Here is a 21,299-nt window from a genome sequence, read left to right as displayed (position 1 = left end):
CACAACAGGTTACAAATTGCCGCCCCCGCCTTCCTTGACTTGGGTCAAGTGCTGGACAGTGCCGCGCGGCCTGATACCCTCCCCAGAATACATAGACCAGACCCAAAGGCCAGCCATGTCCCTTTCCGCCGTTCTCACCCGCATCGACGACCAGTTGCCCGCATCCCTCGACCGGCTGTCGGGGCTACTCCGAATCCCCTCCATCTCCACCGATCCAGCCTATAACGCGGACTGCGACGCGGCGGCGGACTGGCTGGTCGAAGACCTGCAAAGCCTTGGTGTCAAAGCCGAAAAACGCCCCACACCGGGTCGCCCGATGGTCGTCGGCCATGTCGATGGGCCGGAGGGGGCCACCGGCCCGCACCTCCTGTTCTACGGCCATTACGACGTGCAGCCGGTCGATCCATTGAGCCTGTGGCATACTGACCCGTTCGCCCCCGAAATCCAGGACACGCCCCACGGAAAAGTGATCCGTGCGCGCGGCGCGTCAGACGACAAGGGCCAGTTGATGACCTTCGTCGAGGCCTGTCGCGCCTACAAGGACGTGACCGGCACCCTGCCCTGCCGCATCACCTTCTTCTTCGAGGGCGAGGAAGAATCAGGCTCGCCCTCACTCATCCCTTTCATGCGCGACAACGCGGACGAACTGACCGCCGATCTCGCACTGATCTGCGACACCTCCATGGTCGCCCCCGGCGTGCCCTCCATCGCCTCGCAACTGCGCGGGATGCTCAAGGACGAATTCACCATCACAGGCCCGCGCATCGACCTGCATTCGGGCCATTACGGCGGCCCCGCCCTCAACCCGCTGCGCGAAATCTCCCGCGTGATCGCGTCCTTCCACGACGACCAGGGCCGCGTCGCGGTCGAGGGCTTCTACGAGGGTGTCCACGAGGTGCCCGCCGACTTGCTGCGGCAATGGGAGAACTGCGGGTTCGACGAGCACGAATACCTCTCCTCGGTAGGTATGACGCAACCGCATGGCGAGGCGGGCTATTCCACGCTGGTGCAGCAATGGGCCCGCCCGACGCTGGAGATCAACGGCCTATGGGGCGGCTATCAGGGGGCCGGCACCAAGACCGTCATCCCAAGCGAGGCGCATTGCAAACTGACCTGTCGCCTCGTCGGCGACATGGACCCTGACAAACTGCGCAGCAAGATCCGCAAACATGTCGAGGACCGGCTGTCCCCCGACGCGAAAATCACCTGGAACCAGGATCTCGACGGCTCCCCCGCCGCCGTGATGAACACCGACCGCCCCGAATTCGAGGCAGCGCGTCAGGCGCTTACCGCAGAATGGGACCGCGAGGCGGTGCTCACCGGCATGGGCGGCTCGATCCCCATTGCGGGCTTCTTCAAGGAGATCCTCGGGCTGGATGCGATGCTCATCGGCTTCGCGCAAGAGGATGACGCGATCCACTCACCCAACGAGAAATACAATGTCGAGAGCTTTCACAAGGGCATCAGGTCATGGGCACGGGTGCTCGACGCTCTGGCCAAGTAAGAGTCGGGCCAAATGATCCCCGGCTTCACCGACCACCAAACCGGCGCCCTCGCCTACAGCATCGGCGGCGAGGGGCCGCCGCTCCTGCTCCTGCACGGCTTCCCGCAGACCCGCGCCATGTGGGCGCAAATCGCGCCTGTGCTGGCGCAAACCCATACCGTGATCTGCCCCGACCTGCCGGGCTATGGGGCCTCGGCCAAGCCGCAAGACCTCGCCGCCTACAGCTTTCGCGCCATGGCGCGCGAGATCTGCGCGCTGATGGACCGTCTCGGCCACGCAGCCTTTGATCTTGTCGGCCATGATCGCGGCGCACGGGTGGCGCATCGCCTGACGCTCGACGCGCCCGACCGCGTGACGACCCTCACCCTGATGGACATCATCCCCACCCATACGCTGCTCTCGGACCTGCGCTGGCAGGTGGCCAAATCCTATTACCACTGGTTCTTCCTCGCCCAGCCCGAACCCTTTCCCGACACCATGATCGCCGCCGCCCCGGACCGATATTTCCAGTCCTGCCTGCTCGGCTGGGGTGGCGCGCAACTGTCGGATTTAGACGCGGATCAACTCGCCCATTACCGCACCGCCTGGCGCGACCCCGACACGATTCGCGGCATGTGCAACGATTACCGCGCCACGCTCGCCCTCGACATGGCCGATGACGCGGCGGACGCAACGGCGCTAATCCCCTGCCCCGTACTCGTCCTCTTCGGGGCCTCCGGAGCCATGGCCGAGCACTACGACGTACCCGCCACATGGGCTCCGAAATGCCGCCATATGCAGGCCCAGGCGATCCCCGGCGGGCACTTTTTCCCGGACACCAACCCCACCGCGACCTGCGCCGCCCTACAGCCGTTTCTGAACGTGCGCGCGCGTTGAATTAGGTCAAAAGCGACACGCGCGACTCCCCTAAGAACCAATCTATACATAATTTTTACAATGGCTTACGAGTCCCATTTGACAAGGCGGTCAGTTCGCGACAGGCTCGAAGGTATAGGTTAACTGCAGGGAGAACATCATGACCACAGTCGTCAAACGTACATTCACGGCGCTCGCCACCACCAGTATTCTGGCTCTCAGCGCGACCGCCGCGACCGCAGATACCTGGCGCTATGCCTTCGAGGAGGCGATCGAGGACGTGCAGGGCGTCTTTGCCACGAAATTCAAGGAAGAGGTCGAGGCCAACACCGATCACACGGTGCAGCTCTTCCCCTATGGCACCCTCGGCGAATCCGCCGACACGATGGAACAGGCGCAGGCCGGAATCCTGCAATTCGTCGATCAGAGCCCGGGCTTCACCGGCTCGCTCATCCCCGAGGCGCAGGTCTTTTTCGTCCCGTACCTGCTGCCGCAGGACACCCAGGAACTCGGCGAATTTTTCCGCACCTCCAAGGCGGTCAACGAAATGTTCCCCGAGCTCTATGCCGAGCAGGGGCTGGAACTGCTGACCATGTTCCCCGAAGGCGAGGTCTGCGTGACCACGCAGGAACCGGTGACCGAACCCGCCGACCTCAACGAGGTCAAGGTGCGCGTGATGACCAACCCGCTTCTTGTCGAAAGCTATCAGGCCTTCGGCGCGACCCCCACGCCACTGCCCTGGGGCGAGGTCTACGGCGCGCTCCAGACCGGCATCATTCAGGGCCAGGAAAACCCGATGTTCTGGAACTGGTCCGCCAACATGTATGAGGTCTCCGAGGTGATCACCTGCATGGGCCACAGCAACTTCACCACCGCCGTGATGGCCAATCAGGAGTTCTACGACGGCCTCTCGGACGAAGAGCAGCAGGTCGTTCAGAATGCCATCGACGTGGCGTTCGATCATATCATCGACTACCAGCAAGGCCTGCACGAAGAGAGCATCGAGAAGATCAAGGAAGCCAAGCCCGAGATCGAAATCAACGTGCTGAGCGAAGAGCAGCGTCAGCCGTTCATCGAGGCTGGCGAAAAGGTCGAAGATCGGTTCATCGAGATGACCGGCGACAGCGGCAAGAAGATCCTCGACCAGATGAAGGCCGACCTAGAGGCCGTGACCGAATAACACCGGCACCACATCGGGGGCGGCCCGCATTGCGCCGCCCCCGCACCCATAATCGACAAATGATTTTCACGGGGAGGGTCAGCCGTGAACGATAAGCCTGAAACGGACGGCGCGTCACCGCCGGAACGAAACGCCCGGGGCTTGCCTCCGCCAGATGCATATGTCTCCACGCTACCCGGCTTTCTCGGCACCATCGACACGCTGATCGCCAAGATCGAGGCGGTCATGCTCGCCGTCGGCGTGCTGCTCATGGCCGCCAATACCGTCGCCAATGTGGTGGGCCGCTTTGTCTTTCAGAACAGCCTCTTCTTCTCCGAGGAACTGAACCGCATCCTGATCATCCTGATCACCTTCGCCGGCATCAGCTATGCCGCGCGACAGGGCCGTCACATCCGCATGTCGGCGATCTATGACGCATTGCCCCCCAAGGTGCGCAAATTCATGATGATCGTCATCGCGCTGGTGACGGCGGTGTTCATGCTGGGGCTGTGCTACTACTCGTTCCAGTACATCATGACGCAGGCGGGGCGCGGTCGTGTCCTGCCCTCGCTGCAAATTCCGGTCTGGGTTACCCTCGTCTGGGTGCCGGTCGGCTTCTTCATGACCGGGCTGCAATATCTGCTCACGGCCATCAAGAACATTCTGTCCAAGGATATCTACCTCTCCACCGCCGTGCTTGAGGGATATGACGACAACGAGATGGAGGTCTGAGCCATGGCCGCAACGATTTTCTCGATCATGATCGTCCTGCTGCTTCTGGGCTTTCCGATGATGATACCGCTGATCGTCGGGGCCTTCGTGGGCTTCTACACGCTCTTCGGCGGCTTCGGTCAGCTTGAAACGATGATCCAGCAGATCATGGCGGGCATCCGCCCGGCCTCGCTGATCGCGGTGCCGATGTTCATCTTCGCCGCCGATATCATGACGCGCGGGCAATCGGCGGGGCGGCTCATCGACCTCGTGATGGCTTTCGTGGGCCACCTCAAGGGCGGTCTTGCCGTGTCGACGGCGGCGGCCTGCACCATGTTCGGCGCGGTCTCGGGCTCTACCCAGGCCACGGTGGTCGCCATCGGCTCACCGCTACGGCCCCGGATGCAAAAGGCCGGCTATAACGACAGCTTCATCCTCGCGCTGATCGTCAACTCCTCCGACATCGCCTTCCTGATCCCGCCCTCCATCGGGATGATCATCTACGGCGTCGTCTCCAACACCTCGATTGCCGAGTTGTTCATCGCGGGCATCGGGCCGGGGCTACTGATCCTGCTGCTCTTTTCGATCTATTCGTGGATCTACGCAGTGCGCAACAACGTCCCCACCGAGGACAAGACCAGCTGGCCCGACCGCGCCCGCGCCATCCAGCACGCGCTCTGGCCCTTGGGCTTCCCGGCGATCATCATCGGCGGCATCTATGGCGGCATCTTCTCGCCCACCGAGGCGGCGGCGGCCTGTGTGCTCTACGCCCTCATCCTCGAAGTGCTGGTGTTCCGGTCACTCGACCTCTCTGGCGTCTATGACACGGCGAAATCCACCGGGCTGATCACGGCGGTGGTGTTCATCCTCGTCGGCGTCGGTGCTGCATTTTCCTGGGTGATTTCCTTTGCCCAGATTCCGCAGGAAATCCTTGGCTCCATCGGCATCGACGAGATGGGACAGGTCGGCGTGCTCTTCGTCATCTCCATCGCCTTCTTTGTCGGCTGCATGTTTGTCGATCCGATCGTGGTGATCCTCGTCATGGTGCCGATCTTTGCGCCGGTGGTGCAATCCGTGGGTCTCGATCCGGTGCTGGTCGGTACAATCATCACGCTTCAGGTCGCCATCGGCTCGGCGACGCCACCCTTCGGCTGTGACATCTTCACCGCCATCGCGGTCTTCAAACGGCCCTACTGGGAAGTGATCCGCGGCACGCCGCCCTTCATCATCATCCTGCTATCGGTTGCCGTGGCGCTGATCTATTTCCCGCAGATCGCCCTCTTCCTGCGCGATCTGGCCTTTGCGAAATAACCCCGAGGAGAACACCCATGTTCAAATCGATTCTTGTGCCTTTCGACGGCTCGCCCAATGCAAAAGTGGCGCTCGACCGCGCGATGGAAATGGCCCGCCTCACCGACGCGGCGCTCACCATCCTGACCGTCTATCGCCACCATTCGATGCTCGAGGCATCGCTGTCGATGGTACGCCCCTCCGATCCCGGAAATCTCGACGACATCATGTCCGCCCATGCCAAGGAAGTCGCCGATTACGCCAAGAAACACGCGATTGAGGCGGGCTTCAGCCGGGTCCGCGCCTTCGTCAAATCGGGACCCACCTCGCGCACCATCGTGCGCTTTGCCAAAGAGCACGACAACGACCTGATCGTGATCGGCAGCCGCGGCATGGGCTCGATGGAAGGCTACCTGCTGGGCAGCGTCTCGCACAAGGTAACGGGGCTCTCCGACATCCCGGTTCTGGTGGTCTGAGCCACTGCCAGATACTCGGGAATTTCAAGGAGAGTGGCGCGGTTGACGGGGCTCGAACCCGCGACCCCCGGCGTGACAGGCCGGTACTCTAACCAACTGAGCTACAACCGCTCACTGCCCGCCCGATCCCTCGGACGTGTTGCGCTTCTAAGCGGCAGACCGGTCCTCGTCAAGCGCCCCATGCGCGAAATTTCATTTTTCTCGACCCCGCGGCCCGGCCCCGACCGCGCGCCTTTGAAAGCCCCGCGCACGCGCCGCGAAAGCCCGCTGTCAATTTCGGAACTTGCAAGCAAAAACAGATCGTTAGCCCGACAGTCTACCGACCTCATCAGCCCGGGATATCCGACAACAGACCACCCGGCTCGATGCCGCGCTTCTCAGCGCTCGCGCGCACGGCCTCACGCAGCGCGGCACTGCGGCGCAACAGGCGGCGAAAGCGGTCCTCGTCCAGCACCAGGAACGTCGATGGCGCAATCGCGCGCACCTCGGCCCGGCGCGCCTTGTTCATCAGGATCGCCAGTTGGCCGAACATCTCGCCCCGACCCAGCCGCCATGTCTGGCCCGCGCTTTCCAGCTCAACGGCCCCCGAGGCGATGAAGAACACCCGCTTGGCCGTGCTGTCCTTGCGGATCACGACATCGCCCGCATCCACGTACCGGGTGTGCAGCACCCGCGCGAGACGCTTCTGCGCGCGCGCATCCAACTCGGCGAATAGCGGGAACTGCATCATCAGTTCGGCCCGCCGCAGCGCGATATCGAGCCTCGGGCGCACCTCCGCCCGCGCCCGGCGGGCGGCGACATCCTGCATCAGGGCGGTATAGACCTCCGATCCGATCAGCCCGTCCTCGCGCATGGTCGCGTATTCACGCTCTTCCAGCCGCAACGCGGTGCGCCGGATGAACCGCCGCTCCAACTCTTCGGCATATCCGGGATATTGCAGCCGCAACCCCTCCAGCGCGGTCTCCAGCATCTCGACGCGGCGCGCCAGCAACTCGTTGAGCAACTCCGCCACGCGGCGGCCATGAATGCGCCGGATGCGACCGCGTATGAACTCGTCCAGATCCTGCAGGATCAGCCGTTGCGACAACAGCAATTCGAACCGGTCGGCGGTCAGCCGCGCCAGCGGCCGCGCCAGTCCGAGGCGGCGATTGAGCACCACCGCCGCGCGAAAACCCCGACCATAGGCGACGATCCCCCGTGCCGCGCGCATATAGCCGCTGCGCCCGTCGCTGCGCGCGCCCTCGATCAGCCGGTCGGCATCCGACAGCACCTGCTCGGCCATGCGTGCCGAGATCGTCCGCTCCCGCACCCGCGCCAGAATGGTGTCGCGCTCTCGCCCCGCCAGCGCGATCAGGCCAAGCGTGATCCGATCCCGGTCAAGGATATCCGCGCTTGCCTCGGCACGCTTCACCGCCCCGTCCAGACGCTCGCCGAACCGCTTGGCCTCGGATCGCACGATGTCATGGGACAGGTCATAATTCTCCGCCGTGCGCGCGACATCCTCGCGCACGGTCTGCAACGCCACCGCCACCACCTGCCGCGACAGCGCCTCATCGAGCGGCGACAGCCGGTCAAGCCCAAGCCAGCGAATGACCATCCGCAAGGTCGTGCCCTGCACGATCAGCGTGAAGAGCGTGAAGCCGGTAGCAAGAATGCCGACCACCCGCTTGACCTCAACGGGCACCCTGAAACTCTCGGTCACCGCCAGCGCCAGCGCCAGCGTCACCGCCCCGCGCAGCCCCCCCCACAGAATCGCCGCACGGTAGGGGCGCTCAACGGGCGGCGAGGCGCGGATCAGCGTGAGCAGCGGCAACAACCCGAACAGAATGACCGCCCGCGCCGCGATTGCAGCAAGGATCACCACACCGACCAGCGCGACATCACTCGCCTTCACCTCCTCCAGCAGGCGCGGGATCAACAGCGCCGCAAGGATAAAGATCAGCGCCCCTGCCCAATGCGCCAACAGGTCCCAGACCTCGCGCAGGTTCGTCCAGGCTTGCGGGGGTAGACGGCCCGGCCCGCTCAGGTTCAGGGTCAGCCCCGCGGCGACCACGGCGATCACCCCCGAAGCGCCGACGCTCTGCTCGGCCCCGATATAGGCGAGATAAGGCAGCGCCACCGAGATCGAGATCTGCGCCAGTTCATGTCGGCTGAACAGCGCCATGATCCAGACCGCAACCCGCGCCGCCAACCAGCCGGTCAGCGCACCCCCGGCGATCAGGACCGGAAACCGCGACAGCGCATCGCCAAGGCTCGGATTGGGCACCCCCAGCATCACAAAGCCCATGAACAGGCCGAAGAGCGCAATCGCAGCGGCATCGTTCAGCAGGCTCTCGCCCTCGATGATCCGCGCCAGCCTGCGCGGTGCCGACAGTGACCGAAAGATCGACACCACTGCTGACGGATCGGTGGTCGACACGATGGCCCCGATCAGCAGGCAGGCCGCCAGCGGCAGGGTGCTCGCCCAGGACAGCGCATAGCCCACGCTCAGCGTCGCCACGATCACCGCGACCACCGCCAGCACAAGGATCGGCACCCAGTCATCCAGCATCCGCCGCAGGTTCATGCCCAATGTGGCCTGAAACAGCAGCGTCGGCAGAAACACGTAAAGAAACACGTTGGACCGGATAGGCAGGCCCAGAATCGCCTCCGCCACCGGGTTGAGCGCATCGGTCAGCTCCGTGCGCAGAAAGAACACCGCCGCAAGGCCGATCAGGATACCGAGCGTCGCAAGGATGACGCTATAGGGCAGCCGCAACCGCGCCGCCAACGGCTCCGCCACCCCGATCACAAGGAAAAGCGAGGCGATCACCGTGGTGATGAGAACGATGTCCATATACTTGATCTAGCGCGAAACCGGACCGAAGGGAAACGCAGGTACGCCCCCTTCGCGGCCCCGCGCACCGCCACGCGGTCACAACGGCCAGACGACCAGCAGCAACGGCAGGCTGACCACGACGACCAGCGCCTCCAGCGGCAGCCCCAATCGCCAGTAATCGCCAAAGCGGAACCCGCCCGGCCCCAGTATCAGGGTGTTGTTCTGATGCCCGATCGGGGTCAGGAACGCACAGGAGGCCCCGATCGCAACGGCCATCAGGAAACTGTCGGGATTGACACCCAACGTGTCCGATATTCCAAGCGCGATGGGGCAAAGCACAGCGGCGGTGGCCGCGTTGTTCATCACATCCGACAGGAACATCGTCGTAATCAGCACCACGCCGAGCGCAACCACGGCATTGCCCTGCGCGATGGTATCAACCAGAAAGCGCGCCAGCAGGTCGGCAGCCCCGGTGCTCTGCATCGCGCCCGCGACCGGGATCAGGGCCGCCAAAAGCACGATCACCGGCCAGTCGATGGCGGTATAGACCTGCCTGAGCGGCACCGTGCGCAGCACCATCGAGGCCAGCACCCCGAGCGCAAAGGCAACCGCCGCCGGCAGCAGCCCCAAGGCCACGATCCCGATTGGCCCCAGCATGATAGCGCCCGCGATGATCGCCATGCGCGTGTCGGGGATGCGCAGGTCGCGCGCGCCCAAGGGCACGCAGCCGGTGTCATTCACAAACCCCGACACCGCCTCCGAGGCCCCCTGAACCAGCAACAGGTCGCCGGATTTCAGCTCCAGCGTGCGCAACCGGGTGCGCGGCGCGCGCCCGGCACGCGACACGGCCAGCAGGTTGATCGCGTACCGCGTGCGCAGTTTCATGTCATTCGCGGACCGCCCGACAATCGTCGATCCGGGCAGGATCGCCAGTTCGCGCAACACGATTTCATCATTGCGCGCTCGGCTTTCATCCTCTCCCTCATCGGTGTCCTCGACGCTTTCGGACTGCGCCGTCACCTCTTCTGTCTTATCCTTGTCCTTATCCTCGGACGAGGCCTTCTGTTCTTCCAGTTCGATCCCGAACACCGACAACGCCTCGGCCAGCGTATCGACATCGGCTTCCAGAATCAGAATGTCACCGGCGCGAATGCGCCGCCCGCCATGCGGCGCGGTGATCCGCACCTCGTTGCGCACAAGGCCCACGATTTGCGCGTCACTGTCCTCGATCTCACGCTCAAAAGCACGCAGCGTCAGACCGACGGCCTTGCTTTTCTCCGGCACGCGCAATTCCGTGAAATAGGCTCCGGTGTCGAAACTCTCACCGGCTGCGGATTGCCGCGCCGGCACCAGCCGCCAGCCGACAAACACCACGAAAATGACGCCCACCACCGCGACCGCCGCCCCGACCGGGGCAAAATCGAAGATCGCGAAATGCCCCAGCCCCGCCTCGGCCCGAAAGCCCGAGACGATCAGGTTCGGCGGCGTCCCGATCAGCGTGGTCATGCCGCCCAGGATGGTGCCGAAGGCCAGCGGCATCAGCACCTGCCCGGGCGTCAGGTCAAGCCGGTTCGACAGCTGCACCGCCACCGGCATCAGGAGCGCCATCGCGCCGACATTGTTCATGAACCCCGACAGCACGGCCCCCAACCCCATCAGCGCCAGCATGCCGGTCAACCGCCCCGCCTCACGCGGCAGCACACTGCGCGCCAGCCAATCCACGGCGCCGGTATTCTGCAACCCCTGACTGAGGATCAGCACACAGGCCACGGTGATCACCGCCGGATGGCCAAACCCGGCAAAGGCCGTATCCGTTGGAACCAGCCCCGCGATCACACTCGCCAGCAGTGCCGCGAGGGCTATGACGTCATGCCGAAGACGGCCCCACAGGAACAGCCCCATGGTGATCGCGAGGATCGAGAAAATCAGCATTTGGGGAATAGTCACGATGGCGGCCTTTCGCGGTCGGTCATGCGTCAAGAGGTCTTTGATACGCGATCATCGCACCCGCAATCAACGGTCTTGACCAGCCGGGCTTGATAGCGTTCGGTGTCACGCCACTTGAAACACCCGCCACCGCCCCAAGGCAATCGTGATGATGAGACTGGTGGGTGATGAGAGACTCGAACTCCCGACATCTTCGGTGTAAACGAAGCGCTCTACCAACTGAGCTAATCACCCGTGCGGCGCGTGATAGCCAAGGCTCCGTTCCTGCGCAAGAGGCTTTCGTCCCCGGTAATCAAATCGCGCTTGGCTGCCGCCGCGATCGTGCTAGCCTGCGCGCATCACGCATAGCATGGAGACGATCCGCATGACCCTCGCGCAGCACCACACTATCCCGGCCCGACGCGGCACCGCCACACGGCTCAACGCCGGCGAGGCCATTCGCATCATCAACACGCATGGCGCGCAGGTCGTGGACACATGGGCGTTCAGCGCAGATGACATGGGGGAATTCATGTCCATGGAGCATATCCGGCCCACCCTTGGCCGCATCTTTCCCACGGCGGGCGATCCGCTCGTCACCAATCGCCGCCGCCCGATCCTGATGTTCGAGGAAGACACCTCGCCCGGTCGCCACGACACGCTGATCGCGGCCTGCGACGATTTTCGCTACGGCCTTCTGGGCTGTACCGAGTATCACGACAACTGCACCGACAACCTGCACGCCGCCCTGCGCCAGCTTGGCCTGACGACCCCCGAGACCCCCAACCCGCTGAACCTGTGGATGAACATTCCCGTGGATGCCGACGGGCGCACCAGCTGGGGCGAACCGCTCAGCAAGCCGGGTGATCATGTCGTGCTGCGTGCGGTCATGGATTGCATCGTCGCCATGTCGGCCTGCCCGCAGGACATCCTGCCGATCAACGGCGCGGCCTGCGTGCCGACCGAGGCGCATTTCGAAATACTGGGGCGCTGACGGCCGGGTATGGTTCGGGGGGTTCTGGTCTGAATCTGCCGTTGCCGCGTCCCGTGCGAAACGCACCGAGGGTGTTATGTCCGCTCCAGCCCACTCATCACCCCAGCCTCAGCGCATCAGCACAACCGGCACCTTGCACGACCGCACCATCTCGGTTGTGGTCGAGCCGATGATCAGGCTGCGGATGCGGCTGTGGCCATAGGCCCCCATCACTACCATGTCGAACTCGGCCTCCTCGACCAGCTTGCCAAGCGCCGTCTCGGGCTGACCCGCGATGACCCCGGTCTCGGCTTCGATGCCCGCCGCCTGCAATAACGCCCTCGCATCCTCCAGCGACTTCTTCACCTCGGGCGTGGCATGGCCCACGGTCACCACATGCACCTTCAGCCCCGCGAAAAGCGGGCTGCGCGCGATATGATCCACCGCCTTCATCGCCGAGGTGCCGCCGTCATAGGCCACCAGCACCTTTTCGATGGGCCGGAACGCGCGGGCGGCCACAAAAACCGGCTTGTGGCTTGCGCGCACGATCCGCTCCAGGTTCGATCCCAGATGGCCCTTGGCAAAATCGGCGGCCTCGCCGCGTTTGCCGATCAGGATCACGCGGGCGTCCTTCTCGACCTCGGCCACCGTCTCGACAATATCGCCATGGCGCAGCCGGGTGGTGATCTCGTTCACCTCGGCCTTTTCCAGAATGGCGCGGGCGTCCTCAAGGATCGCCCGCCCGCGATGCGCCACCAGCTTGGCGCGCTGCTCATCGAGCGCCGCCAGTTCCTCCAGCAGCGCCGACCGTGCACCCAGCTTGATCGAGCCCGACAGATCCGCCTGTTCGGCCCCTTCGCGCCGCCCCAGCACATGCAGCAACTCGACCGGCGCGTCGGTGCGCTGCGCGATCCATGCGGCGTGATCGCAAACCGAGGCCGAATAAACCGACCCGTCCACCAGTGCGATGACCTTCTGCGTCATGCTCATCCCCTTCTCAATGCGCCATCAGCTTGTCTATCGCGCCGGGCTTGTCGTGTATCGCAAGCCGGTCAACGATGGTTTCCGAGGCCTCGTTCATGCCCTTGATCTCCACATCCGCGCCGTCACGGCGGAATTTCAGCACCGCCATGTCGAGCGCCTGCACCGAGGAGATATCCCAGATATGCGCGCCACTCACGTCGATCACGACCTTATCCAGCGCCTCCTTGAAATCAAAGGCATTCATGAAGTCCTCGACCGACCCGTAGAACAATTGCCCCTCGACCCGGTAGGTCCGCACGCGCCCATCCTTTGACGCCTCGCTCGTGACCCGGAACAGCTGCGCGATCTTGCCGGCAAAGAAGATGCCCGACAACAGCACCCCCACCAGCACCCCGATGGCGAGGTTATGGGTATAGACAACCGTCACCACCGTCGCGATCATCACGATCGAGGACGAGCGTGGATGCTCGCGCAGGTTCTTGATCGACGACCATGAGAACGTGCCGACCGAGACCATGATCATGATCGCCACGAGCGCGGCCATCGGGATCATGCTCACGACGTCACCCAGCCCCACGACCATGATCAGCAGGAACACACCGGCAGCAAAGCTCGACAGCCGCCCGCGCCCGCCGGATTTGACGTTGATGATCGATTGCCCGATCATCGCACAGCCCGCCATGCCGCCGATGAAACCGGTCGCGGTATTGGCAATCCCCTGCCCGACCATTTCCTGAGAGCGGTTCGATTTGGTGTCTGTCAGATCATCCACGATGTTCTGCGTCATCAGGCTTTCGAGCAGGCCCACAACAGCCACCGCCACCGAATAGGGCAGGATGATCATCAGCGTCTCGAAGCTGAGAGGAATATCGGGAATGAGGAACACCGGCAGGGTGTCGGGCAGATCGCCCATATCACCCACCGTGCGCACATCGAGGCCAAGCAGATAGGCCAGCACCGTCAGCACGATGATCGTCACCAGCGGCGAGGGCACCGCCTTGGTCAGCAGCGGAAAGAGATAGATGATCGCCAGCCCGGCGGCGACCAGCAGATAGGTGATCCACGGCACGTGGCGGGGATCAAGCTCCGGCAATTGCGCCATGAAGATCAGGATGGCGAGCGCGTTGACAAAGCCCGTCATCACCGATTTCGACACGTAGCGCATCACAAACCCCAGCCGCAGCACCCCGGCTCCAATCTGGATAAGCCCCGCCAGCACCGTGGCCGCCAGCAGATATTCCAACCCGTGATCCTTGACCAGCGTGATCATCAGCACCGCCGTCGCAGCGGTGGCAGCCGAGATCATGCCGGGGCGCCCGCCGGTGATCGCGGTGTTCACCGCGATCGAGAAACTCGCATAAAGCCCCACCTTGGGGTCGACGCCCGCGATGATCGAAAAGGCAATCGCCTCGGGTATCAGCGCCAGCGCCACCACCAGACCCGAGAGCACATCGCCCCGGAGATTGCCAAACCATTGTGCCCGATAGGCATCGAGTGAAATCATGTGAAATCCGTCCCTGATCCGGCCAGCCATACCCGGCCCGATTGCGCGTCTGTTAGGTTCCAATGATCCGGCGGATAAGCGGCCGGAAGAGCCACCGCAGGAATTGCACCCGCAGTCCAGTCGATTGGCCGCAGGCTTTAGCCGCCCTTGGGCCAAAAGCCAACCTGTTTCTGCCGCATTGCAGCATTGTTTCCCGCGCAAGGCCCGTGTCGCGCTTGATCGGGCCATGGTGGCGCAGTAGGGTCGGACCTTGGGGGCGCAGGGACGCGGGAACAGTCATTTGGAATTTCGCGGATACCAGGAGCGTCGCCATTTCGCCAATCTCGACGGGCTGCGCTTCGTCTGCATCTCAATGGTGCTCTGGCATCACGCAACGCCGGGCGACCTGAACCAGATACAGATCCTGTCGCGCGGCTTTCTCGGTGTCGATTTCTTCTTCGTGCTCAGCGGCTTTCTGATCACCACGCTCTTGCTGCGCGAGGCACGCGACTATGGCCGGTTCTCGCTCCGTGATTTCTACATCCGCCGCGCCCTGCGCATCCTGCCGGTCTATGTCTTCGTCGTCTCGGCGGTCTCGTTCTACTATGTCGGGCTCAAGGGGCGTTCAGATCTCGCCGACCTCGTGCCGTTTTACTACCTCTTCCTGTCGAACTTCCTGACCGACCATATCCCCACGCTCTCGATCACCTGGTCGCTCTCGGTCGAAGAACAGTATTACGTGATCTGGCCGCTGTTGATGCTCTTGCTCACCCGCCGCCCCCTGATCTGGCTGGCCCTGGTCGTGGTAACGGCGAATGTGCTGGGCAGTATGGGGATTTTCGACCTCACCGCCCCACAGATCGGACCCCTCACCCTGAAACTGCCCAATGCCTCCTATGCGCCGATCATCATGGGCGCGCTCTTGGCGCTTGCGCTCGATCACCCGCGCAGCCATGCACTGGCCGCCCGCTGTCTTGGCGGTCGCTGGACGGCGCTGGCGGGATTTGCCCTGCTCGCCCTCGCCATCCACCTCACCCCGGTCGAGATTCGCGGCTGGCCGAACCTGCTCATTCACACGCTGATGACCGCGACCCTCGCCGCCCTCGTCCTGCGCGAGGACAACACCGGCCTCGGCCTGCTCCGCCAACCCCTGATCGCCCGCGTCGGCGCGATCAGCTACGGCATCTACCTCTATCACCTGATCGCGCTCGACATCACCAACCGCGCGCTTGGCCTTGCCGGGATCGCGCATGATTGGGCGCTGCTCGCCGCCTACAGCCTGCTATCGGTCCTGATCGCCGAGGTCAGCTTTCGCACACTCGAGGCCTGGTTCCGCCGCTTTCGTCCCCACCCGCGCCAGCGCCACGCCCCGGCCCCGGCGGCCTGAACGAAAACGGGCGCTCAACCCATCAGGGGAGCGCCCGTTTCACCTGTGTCACGCCACGGCGAAGCAGAAAAATGGTGGGTGATAAGAGATTCGAACTCCTGACATCTTCGATGTGAACGAAGCGCTCTACCACTGAGCTAATCACCCGTGCGGCGGCTTTTAGCGTCACTCCGCGCGGTCTGCAACCTCATCTTTTACATCGCTGACATTCTCCGCATCGTCATCAGCGGGCAGGATATTCCCACCCTGTTTCGACTGCCGGATCTTGGCCACGATCACCCGGGCGCGCGCACCTTCCTTGGTGCGATTGAGCTTGACCTTGCCCAATGGCGGCAGGTTCAACTCGCGCCCCTCCGCCAGCGTCTCGCCGAGGATTTCAAGCATCGCCTCGACCACTGGCTTGGCGAATTTCTTGCGCGTGTCGGAGCGTGACACAACTTTGTCGAGCAACTCCTGCTTTTTCATCTCTGGCCCGGCGCTCTCGACCGGGGTGTCTGTTACCACCACCGGCGTCACAGCCTGCACCGGCTCTTCGGGGGCCGCTTTCGGGGCCGTGTTGGTTGCGGCTGCGCGGGTCGCCGGCTTGGCCGTGCCGCGTGTCGTCTTGCTGCTGGTCTTGCTCCTGCTCGTCTTGGTCGTTGTCGCCATCATATGCCTCGGTTGCTCGGTTGCATGTTTGTGCTTGTATTATCGCAACAGGCTAGCGCGAACCCGCCGACATTACCAGTCAGAGTTGACTGAGATCCATAGTCCGGTATCGTTCGAACGTAAAAATCCCAATGAGGCAACAATGAAACACGTATTCGCGCTCACCACCGCACTTGCCCTGCTCGCCCCCCCCGCGACCGCGGCCGGTATGTCAGATCCCGTCGTGTCACCCGAGATCGTCGCAGCAGAGGCCACGTCATCTTCGGTGCAAAACCAGGACATTGCCTTTTTCACGCTCTATACGGTTCTTGTCATTCTGACCGCAGCAGGCGCGCTGAACTGATCACGCAGCTTTCCTGGTCCTTCGGACGTCGTCGCGCCCGTCCTGGGCGAAGCGATCCCCGTCTTGCTGCCTCTCACCCCGACTCAGCCTCACCCCCTTAGGTTGCATCGCGCAAAATCTTTGTTCAAAATCCGTCTTGTGTTACAATGTTCCCTCATTCGTGCATTTTGCGCAACTTTCATTTACCGTGTCAGTTTTTGATTAATCTACCTGCACGAGTGCAATTTCAGAACGGGGGATGTCATGAGAAAGAAGATTTGTGCGGCGACACTCGCCGCGTCGCTTGTCCTGACCGGGACAGTTCACGCAACCGAAAACGCCAAGATGAGCGCCAAGCAGATACGTGCCGCCACGCTCTCGACCCAAAGCAGTCCTGTCGGCAGTGCCGCGCCAGAGGTCATCGTTCTGGCGCTCCTCGCGATCGTGTTCATTGCCGCGCTTACGATCTCGCATGGTGGCGGGGGGGCCTATCCCATGGCAACCCTCAGCGACGAGCGGCTCAAGACCGATATCAGACGCGTCGGCACCTCGGCCCAGGGCTTCGGCATCTATGAATTCCGCTACAAGGGCCATGCCCAACGCGTGCGCGGGGCCATGGCGCAGGACGTCGCCCGCCTCCATCCCGAGGCCGTCAGCCGCCATGAAAGCGGCTTCCTCGCCGTAGATTACAATCAGATCGACGTGTCACCGGCGCTGATCGACTGATAACAAAAACGGCGCGGGAACCATCCCGCGCCGTTCGTTTTCAAAGCCAAGTGTCGTCACTCAGTGGGCAACCGCTCCCCGGCCCTCATCGCCGGATTTGAGCGCGGCCTCGGCGGCAGCGGCCTCTTCGGCCTCCTCGTCCCAATCCACCGCCTCGGGCGTGCGGATCAGCGCCAGTTTCAGCACGTCGCGCACGTGATCGACAGGGATGATATCAAGCCCCTCTTTCACGTTGTCGGGGATTTCGGTCAGGTCTTTCTCGTTGTCGCGCGGGATGAGCACCGTCTTGATGCCGCCACGCAGCGCCGCGAGCAGTTTCTCCTTGAGCCCGCCGATGGGCAGCGCGTTGCCGCGCAGCGTGACCTCGCCGGTCATGGCGATATCCTTGCGCACCGGAATGCCCGTCAGCACCGACACGATGGAGGTGACCATCGCAAGACCCGCCGACGGCCCGTCCTTCGGCGTGGCACCCTCCGGCACGTGGACGTGGATATCCCACTTCTCGAATTTCGGCGGCTTCACCCCGATTTCTGGTGCGACCGAGCGGACATAGGAAGATGCCGCATCAATCGACTCCTTCATCACGTCACCCAGTGTGCCGGTGGTCTTCATCCGGCCCTTGCCCGGCAGGCGCAGCGCTTCAATATTGAGCAACTCGCCCCCCACCGAAGTATAGGCCAGCCCGGTGACCACACCGACCTGATCGCTTTCTTCGGCGAGACCGAACTTGTATTTCCGCACCCCGAGGAAATCGGCAAGGTTGTCGGGCGTCACGGTGATCGCCTTCTCCTCGCCCTTGATGATGCGCGTCACCGCCTTGCGCGCGATCTTGGCGATCTCGCGCTCGAGGTTCCGCACGCCCGCCTCGCGGGTGTAGTAACGCACGATATCGGTCAGCGCCGCGTCGGTCAGCTCGAACTCGCCCTTCTTCAGGCCGTTGTTCTTGATCTGCTTGTCGAGCAGATGCTGCTTGGCGATCTCGCGCTTTTCATCCTCGGTATAGCCCGCCAGCGGGATGATCTCCATCCGGTCCAGAAGCGGCCCAGGCATGGTGTAGCTGTTGGCCGTGGTCAGGAACATCACGTTCGAGAGGTCGTATTCCACCTCCAGATAGTGATCGACGAAGGTCGAGTTCTGCTCCGGATCCAACACCTCGAGCATGGCGCTCGCCGGATCACCCCGGAAATCCTGCCCCATCTTGTCGATCTCATCGAGCAGGATCAGCGGATTGGTGGTCTTGGCCTTTTTCAGCGCCTGAATGATCTTGCCAGGCATCGAGCCGATATAGGTCCGGCGGTGGCCGCGGATTTCAGACTCGTCACGCACGCCGCCCAGAGAAATCCGGATGAACTCGCGCCCCGTCGACCGCGCCACGCTCTTGCCAAGGCTCGTCTTGCCCACGCCCGGCGGGCCGACAAGGCACATGATCGGGCCTTTCAGCTTTTTCGAGCGTTGCTGCACAGCCAGATACTCGACAATCCGCTCCTTGACCTTTTCCAGCCCGTAGTGATCGGCGTCGAGAATGTCCTGCGCTTTGTGCAGGTCCTTCTTGACGCGGCTTTTCACGCCCCACGGAATGCCCAGCATCCAGTCGAGGTAATTGCGCACCACGGTGGCCTCGGCACTCATCGGGCTCATGTTCTTGAGCTTCTTGAGCTCGGCCTCGGCCTTGTCCTTGGCTTCCTTGCTCAGCTTGGTGTTGGCGATGCGCTCTTCCAGCTCGGCGATCTCGCCTTCGCCGTCCTCGCCATCGCCAAGCTCCTTCTGAATGGCCTTCATCTGCTCATTCAGGTAATACTCGCGCTGCGTGCGCTCCATCTGGGATTTCACGCGCGTCTTGATCTTCTTCTCGACCTGCAAGACGCTCATTTCGCCCTGCATCAGGCCGTAGACCTTCTCCAGCCGCTCGCTCACGCTCAGCGTCTCCAGCAGGTCCTGCTTGCGGTCGACCTCGATGCCCAGATGCCCGGCCACGAGATCGGCCAGCTTTGCCGCCTCGTCCGAATCCGTCACAGCGGCCAGCGCCTCGTCGGGGATGTTCTTCTTGACCTTGGCGTAGCGCGCGAACTCGTCACCGACGCTGCGCAGCAGCGCCTCGATGGTGGTGGCATCGCCGGGCGTCTCGCTCACATATTCGGCGCGGGCCTCGAAGAAATCATCGTTTTCCAGATATTCGGTGATCCGCACCCGCGCCACGCCCTCGACCAGCACCTTGACGGTGCCGTCAGGCAATTTCAGCAGTTGCAGCACGTTGGCCAGCACGCCGACGCGGTAGATGTCGCCCTCTGCAGGGTCGTCATCGGCAGGGTCGATCTGGCTCGACAGCAGGATCTGCTTGTCGTCCTGCATCACCTCTTCCAGCGCGCGCACCGACTTGTCGCGCCCTACGAAAAGCGGCACGATCATATGCGGGAACACCACGATATCTCGCAGCGGCAGCACGGGATAGGATGCGTTGAGTGGGTCTTGCATGCTCGTTTTCCTGTTCTTGGCAAGAGGACACCGGCCCCGGCTTCGCGGCAGCCCCAGCCCTCTCCGTTTCGCTTGGGTCTTACTTGGGGCAGACCCGGCCCCGTTTCAACAGATGTGGCGCAGAATGCCCGCCCCGCTCGCGCTCCACAAGGCCTCTTTCCGCCACATTCGCAGCATTTTCGCGACCCCGCCTGTACAAGCCGCCTTTTATTTTATTTTACCGAAATTTCAGGCAGGCCGCGCCCCCGCGTCACGCTTGATTTCGACCGTCCGATCGGCTCTGCTCGCGCAAGAAGGAGGACCCCGACATGCGCACACTTGTGAGATGGACGATCCGGATTCTGCTGGCGCTGGTGGTTGCGCTGGTTGTCGTGGGCCTTTGGAAACGCGAAGAGATCACGCGGCTCTGGGCGGTCAACACGCTCTTTGACGCGGATCGGATCGTCGCAAATTTCTCCAACATGGAGCGCGCCTTCCTGACCCGACCGGTGCCGCGCGGCGACGGGCCGGTTTCGCCCCTGCCGCAAGGCCCCGAGATGACCCTGCCCGACGGCGTGACCGGTTGGATCGAGGCGCGCAACGTCACCTCGCTTCTGGTGCTCCACAAAGGCCGCATCGTGCATGAACGCTACCTGCACGGCACGCAGGCGCAGGACCGGCGGATCAGTTGGTCGGTCGCCAAAAGCTTTCTGTCGGCGCTCTTCGGCATCGCGGTGGCCGAGGGGCAGATCGCCTCGCTTGACGATCCGGTCACGCGCTATGCCCCTCAATTGCAGGGCAGTGCCTATGACGGGACCACCATTCGCCAGCTCTTGCAGATGACCAGCGGGCTGGAATTCGACGAAGACTATCTGGACTACGACTCCGACATCAACCGTATGGGCCGGGTGCTGGCGCTTGGCGGCACGATGGACGGGTTCGCCGCCGGGTTGACGGCCCGCGCGGCCCCGCCCGGCACGCGTTGGAAATACGTCTCCATCGACACCCATGCGCTTGCCATGGTGCTGCGCGGCGCGACCGGTCGCGATTTGCCGGGGCTTTTGTCAGAGAAGATCATCCAACCGCTGGGCTTCGAGGCGGAACCCTATTACCTGAGCGATGGCGAGGGCGTGGCCTTTGCTCTTGGCGGGCTAAACCTGACAACCCGCGACTATGCCCGCTTTGGCCTGATGGTCGCACAAATGGGCCGCTTTCAAGGGCAACAGGTGGTCCCCGAAGACTGGATCCGGGCCTCCACCACCCCGAGCGCACCCACGCCCGAGGGCGCGCTGCAATACGGCTATCAATGGTGGATGCCGGAAGACGCCCGCGACGGTGAGGTCTTCGGCCATGGCATCTACGGGCAATACATCTATATCGACCGGGCCCGCGACGCGGTGATCGTGGTCACTTCCGCCGATCGCGGCTTTCGCGAACCGGGCGTCAAGACCGGCAATATCGCCATGCTGCGCCGCATCGCCGCCGCGCTCTGACCGGCTTGCCGCGCGTGCGCACGGCGCTATAGTAACAGCGCAAGCCATTGGTCCCAAAGGGCCCAGCCAGCCTTTCACGCAGACAGGACAGAA

The 21,299-nt window shown here is 63.2% G+C and carries 17 protein-coding genes, 3 tRNA genes and 1 other annotated feature; of the genes, 11 read left to right on the top strand and 9 right to left on the bottom strand.

All coding sequences use genetic code 11. The features are described from left to right. The first annotated feature begins 115 nt into the window (after positions 1-115). From RID11_RS06510 to RID11_RS06485, 6 genes are all read left to right on the top strand, one after another. A complete protein-coding gene (locus RID11_RS06510; protein ID WP_350136741.1) occupies positions 116-1,504 on the top strand; it encodes a dipeptidase in 1,389 nt (462 codons plus the stop codon). A 12-nt stretch (positions 1,505-1,516) separates the two neighbouring features. Continuing rightward, a complete protein-coding gene (locus RID11_RS06505; protein ID WP_350136738.1) occupies positions 1,517-2,380 on the top strand; it encodes an alpha/beta fold hydrolase in 864 nt (287 codons plus the stop codon). 139 nt (positions 2,381-2,519) lie between these two features. Further along, positions 2,520-3,539, top strand: a complete 1,020-nt coding sequence (locus RID11_RS06500; protein ID WP_350136737.1) for a TRAP transporter substrate-binding protein — start codon at positions 2,520-2,522, stop codon at positions 3,537-3,539. A gap of 141 nt (positions 3,540-3,680) precedes the next feature. Continuing rightward, positions 3,681-4,250, top strand: coding sequence for a TRAP transporter small permease (locus RID11_RS06495; protein ID WP_350137747.1), 570 nt, complete (start codon positions 3,681-3,683; stop codon positions 4,248-4,250). A 3-nt stretch (positions 4,251-4,253) separates the two neighbouring features. Then, a complete protein-coding gene (locus tag RID11_RS06490; protein ID WP_350136735.1) occupies positions 4,254-5,540 on the top strand; it encodes a TRAP transporter large permease in 1,287 nt (428 codons plus the stop codon). 17 nt (positions 5,541-5,557) lie between these two features. Next, on the top strand, positions 5,558-5,995 hold the full coding sequence (locus tag RID11_RS06485; protein ID WP_350136732.1) for a universal stress protein: 438 nt from the start codon (positions 5,558-5,560) through the stop codon (positions 5,993-5,995). Positions 5,996-6,029: 34 nt separating this feature from the next. Here the strand turns inward: RID11_RS06485 and RID11_RS06480 are convergent. The 4 genes from RID11_RS06480 to RID11_RS06465 all read right to left on the bottom strand — a co-directional run bounded on the left by RID11_RS06480 (position 6,030) and on the right by RID11_RS06465 (position 10,994). Further along, a tRNA-Asp gene (locus RID11_RS06480) sits at positions 6,030-6,106 on the bottom strand. Positions 6,107-6,323: 217 nt separating this feature from the next. Next, the gene (locus RID11_RS06475; RefSeq protein WP_350136730.1) at positions 6,324-8,831 is read right to left on the bottom strand and encodes a cation:proton antiporter; all 2,508 of its coding nucleotides are present in this window, start codon (positions 8,829-8,831) and stop codon (positions 6,324-6,326) included. A gap of 78 nt (positions 8,832-8,909) precedes the next feature. Further along, positions 8,910-10,760, bottom strand: a complete 1,851-nt coding sequence (locus tag RID11_RS06470) for an SLC13 family permease (RefSeq protein WP_350136728.1) — start codon at positions 10,758-10,760, stop codon at positions 8,910-8,912. 158 nt (positions 10,761-10,918) lie between these two features. Continuing rightward, positions 10,919-10,994 (bottom strand) — tRNA-Val (locus RID11_RS06465). A 130-nt stretch (positions 10,995-11,124) separates the two neighbouring features. On the opposite strand from RID11_RS06465, the gene RID11_RS06460 reads away from it, so the two are divergent. Next, on the top strand, positions 11,125-11,733 hold the full coding sequence (locus RID11_RS06460) for a DUF1989 domain-containing protein (RefSeq protein WP_350136725.1): 609 nt from the start codon (positions 11,125-11,127) through the stop codon (positions 11,731-11,733). A 108-nt stretch (positions 11,734-11,841) separates the two neighbouring features. On the opposite strand, the gene RID11_RS06455 is transcribed toward RID11_RS06460, so the two are convergent. Together RID11_RS06455 and RID11_RS06450 are read right to left on the bottom strand one after the other, a co-directional pair. Then, the gene (locus RID11_RS06455; protein ID WP_350136722.1) at positions 11,842-12,696 is read right to left on the bottom strand and encodes a universal stress protein; all 855 of its coding nucleotides are present in this window, start codon (positions 12,694-12,696) and stop codon (positions 11,842-11,844) included. A 13-nt stretch (positions 12,697-12,709) separates the two neighbouring features. Beyond that, positions 12,710-14,200, bottom strand: coding sequence for a SulP family inorganic anion transporter (locus RID11_RS06450; RefSeq protein ID WP_350136720.1), 1,491 nt, complete (start codon positions 14,198-14,200; stop codon positions 12,710-12,712). A 61-nt stretch (positions 14,201-14,261) separates the two neighbouring features. Continuing rightward, positions 14,262-14,321 (bottom strand) — a sequence feature (sul1 is cis-regulatory element that is thought to sense ions involved in sulfur or methionine metabolism; They are found in Alphaproteobacteria). 159 nt (positions 14,322-14,480) lie between these two features. On the opposite strand from RID11_RS06450, the gene RID11_RS06445 reads away from it, so the two are divergent. Continuing rightward, positions 14,481-15,566: an acyltransferase family protein gene (locus RID11_RS06445; RefSeq protein ID WP_350136718.1), complete on the top strand. Its 1,086-nt coding sequence runs from the start codon at positions 14,481-14,483 to the stop codon at positions 15,564-15,566. 72 nt (positions 15,567-15,638) lie between these two features. On the opposite strand, the gene RID11_RS06440 is transcribed toward RID11_RS06445, so the two are convergent. After that, positions 15,639-15,713: transfer RNA gene (locus RID11_RS06440), tRNA-Val, on the bottom strand. 18 nt (positions 15,714-15,731) lie between these two features. After that, positions 15,732-16,217 (bottom strand): HU family DNA-binding protein, encoded by a 486-nt coding sequence (locus RID11_RS06435; RefSeq protein ID WP_350136716.1) that lies wholly within the window; start codon positions 16,215-16,217, stop codon positions 15,732-15,734. 139 nt (positions 16,218-16,356) lie between these two features. Between RID11_RS06435 and RID11_RS06430 the strand changes: the two genes are divergently transcribed. Then, a complete protein-coding gene (locus RID11_RS06430; RefSeq protein ID WP_350136714.1) occupies positions 16,357-16,557 on the top strand; it encodes a hypothetical protein in 201 nt (66 codons plus the stop codon). 243 nt (positions 16,558-16,800) lie between these two features. After that, a complete protein-coding gene (locus RID11_RS06425; RefSeq protein ID WP_350136712.1) occupies positions 16,801-17,262 on the top strand; it encodes a tail fiber domain-containing protein in 462 nt (153 codons plus the stop codon). A gap of 60 nt (positions 17,263-17,322) precedes the next feature. Here the strand turns inward: RID11_RS06425 and lon are convergent, their stop codons facing one another. Further along, entirely contained in the window at positions 17,323-19,734 is a 2,412-nt protein-coding gene (gene lon / locus RID11_RS06420; protein ID WP_350136710.1) for an endopeptidase La, read from the bottom strand. 308 nt (positions 19,735-20,042) lie between these two features. On the opposite strand from lon, the gene RID11_RS06415 reads away from it, so the two are divergent. Continuing rightward, positions 20,043-21,206, top strand: coding sequence for a serine hydrolase domain-containing protein (locus tag RID11_RS06415; protein ID WP_350136708.1), 1,164 nt, complete (start codon positions 20,043-20,045; stop codon positions 21,204-21,206). The last annotated feature ends 93 nt before the right edge of the window (positions 21,207-21,299 follow it).

It is taken from the genome of Roseovarius sp. (assembly GCF_040219995.1).
In the GTDB taxonomy this organism is placed as follows: Bacteria; Pseudomonadota; Alphaproteobacteria; order Rhodobacterales; family Rhodobacteraceae; genus Roseovarius.
The sequence above is the reverse complement of the archived record's forward strand: the minus strand, read 5'-3'. Positions and strand labels throughout refer to the sequence as shown.

Excerpts from the sequence above, each read along its gene's own strand:
- RID11_RS06510 (WP_350136741.1), top strand. The coding sequence starts at position 116 with ATGTCCCTTTCCGCCGTTCTCACCCGCATCGACGACCAGTTGCCCGCA.
- RID11_RS06505 (WP_350136738.1), top strand. The coding sequence starts at position 1,517 with ATGATCCCCGGCTTCACCGACCACCAAACCGGCGCCCTCGCCTACAGC.
- RID11_RS06500 (WP_350136737.1), top strand. The coding sequence starts at position 2,520 with ATGACCACAGTCGTCAAACGTACATTCACGGCGCTCGCCACCACCAGT.
- RID11_RS06490 (WP_350136735.1), top strand. The coding sequence starts at position 4,254 with ATGGCCGCAACGATTTTCTCGATCATGATCGTCCTGCTGCTTCTGGGC.
- RID11_RS06485 (WP_350136732.1), top strand. The coding sequence starts at position 5,558 with ATGTTCAAATCGATTCTTGTGCCTTTCGACGGCTCGCCCAATGCAAAA.
- RID11_RS06475 (WP_350136730.1), bottom strand. The coding sequence starts at position 8,831 with ATGGACATCGTTCTCATCACCACGGTGATCGCCTCGCTTTTCCTTGTG.
- RID11_RS06460 (WP_350136725.1), top strand. The coding sequence starts at position 11,125 with ATGACCCTCGCGCAGCACCACACTATCCCGGCCCGACGCGGCACCGCC.
- RID11_RS06455 (WP_350136722.1), bottom strand. The coding sequence starts at position 12,696 with ATGACGCAGAAGGTCATCGCACTGGTGGACGGGTCGGTTTATTCGGCC.
- RID11_RS06450 (WP_350136720.1), bottom strand. The coding sequence starts at position 14,200 with ATGATTTCACTCGATGCCTATCGGGCACAATGGTTTGGCAATCTCCGG.
- RID11_RS06435 (WP_350136716.1), bottom strand. The coding sequence starts at position 16,217 with ATGATGGCGACAACGACCAAGACGAGCAGGAGCAAGACCAGCAGCAAG.
- RID11_RS06430 (WP_350136714.1), top strand. The coding sequence starts at position 16,357 with ATGAAACACGTATTCGCGCTCACCACCGCACTTGCCCTGCTCGCCCCC.
- RID11_RS06425 (WP_350136712.1), top strand. The coding sequence starts at position 16,801 with ATGAGAAAGAAGATTTGTGCGGCGACACTCGCCGCGTCGCTTGTCCTG.
- lon (WP_350136710.1), bottom strand. The coding sequence starts at position 19,734 with ATGCAAGACCCACTCAACGCATCCTATCCCGTGCTGCCGCTGCGAGAT.
- RID11_RS06415 (WP_350136708.1), top strand. The coding sequence starts at position 20,043 with ATGCGCACACTTGTGAGATGGACGATCCGGATTCTGCTGGCGCTGGTG.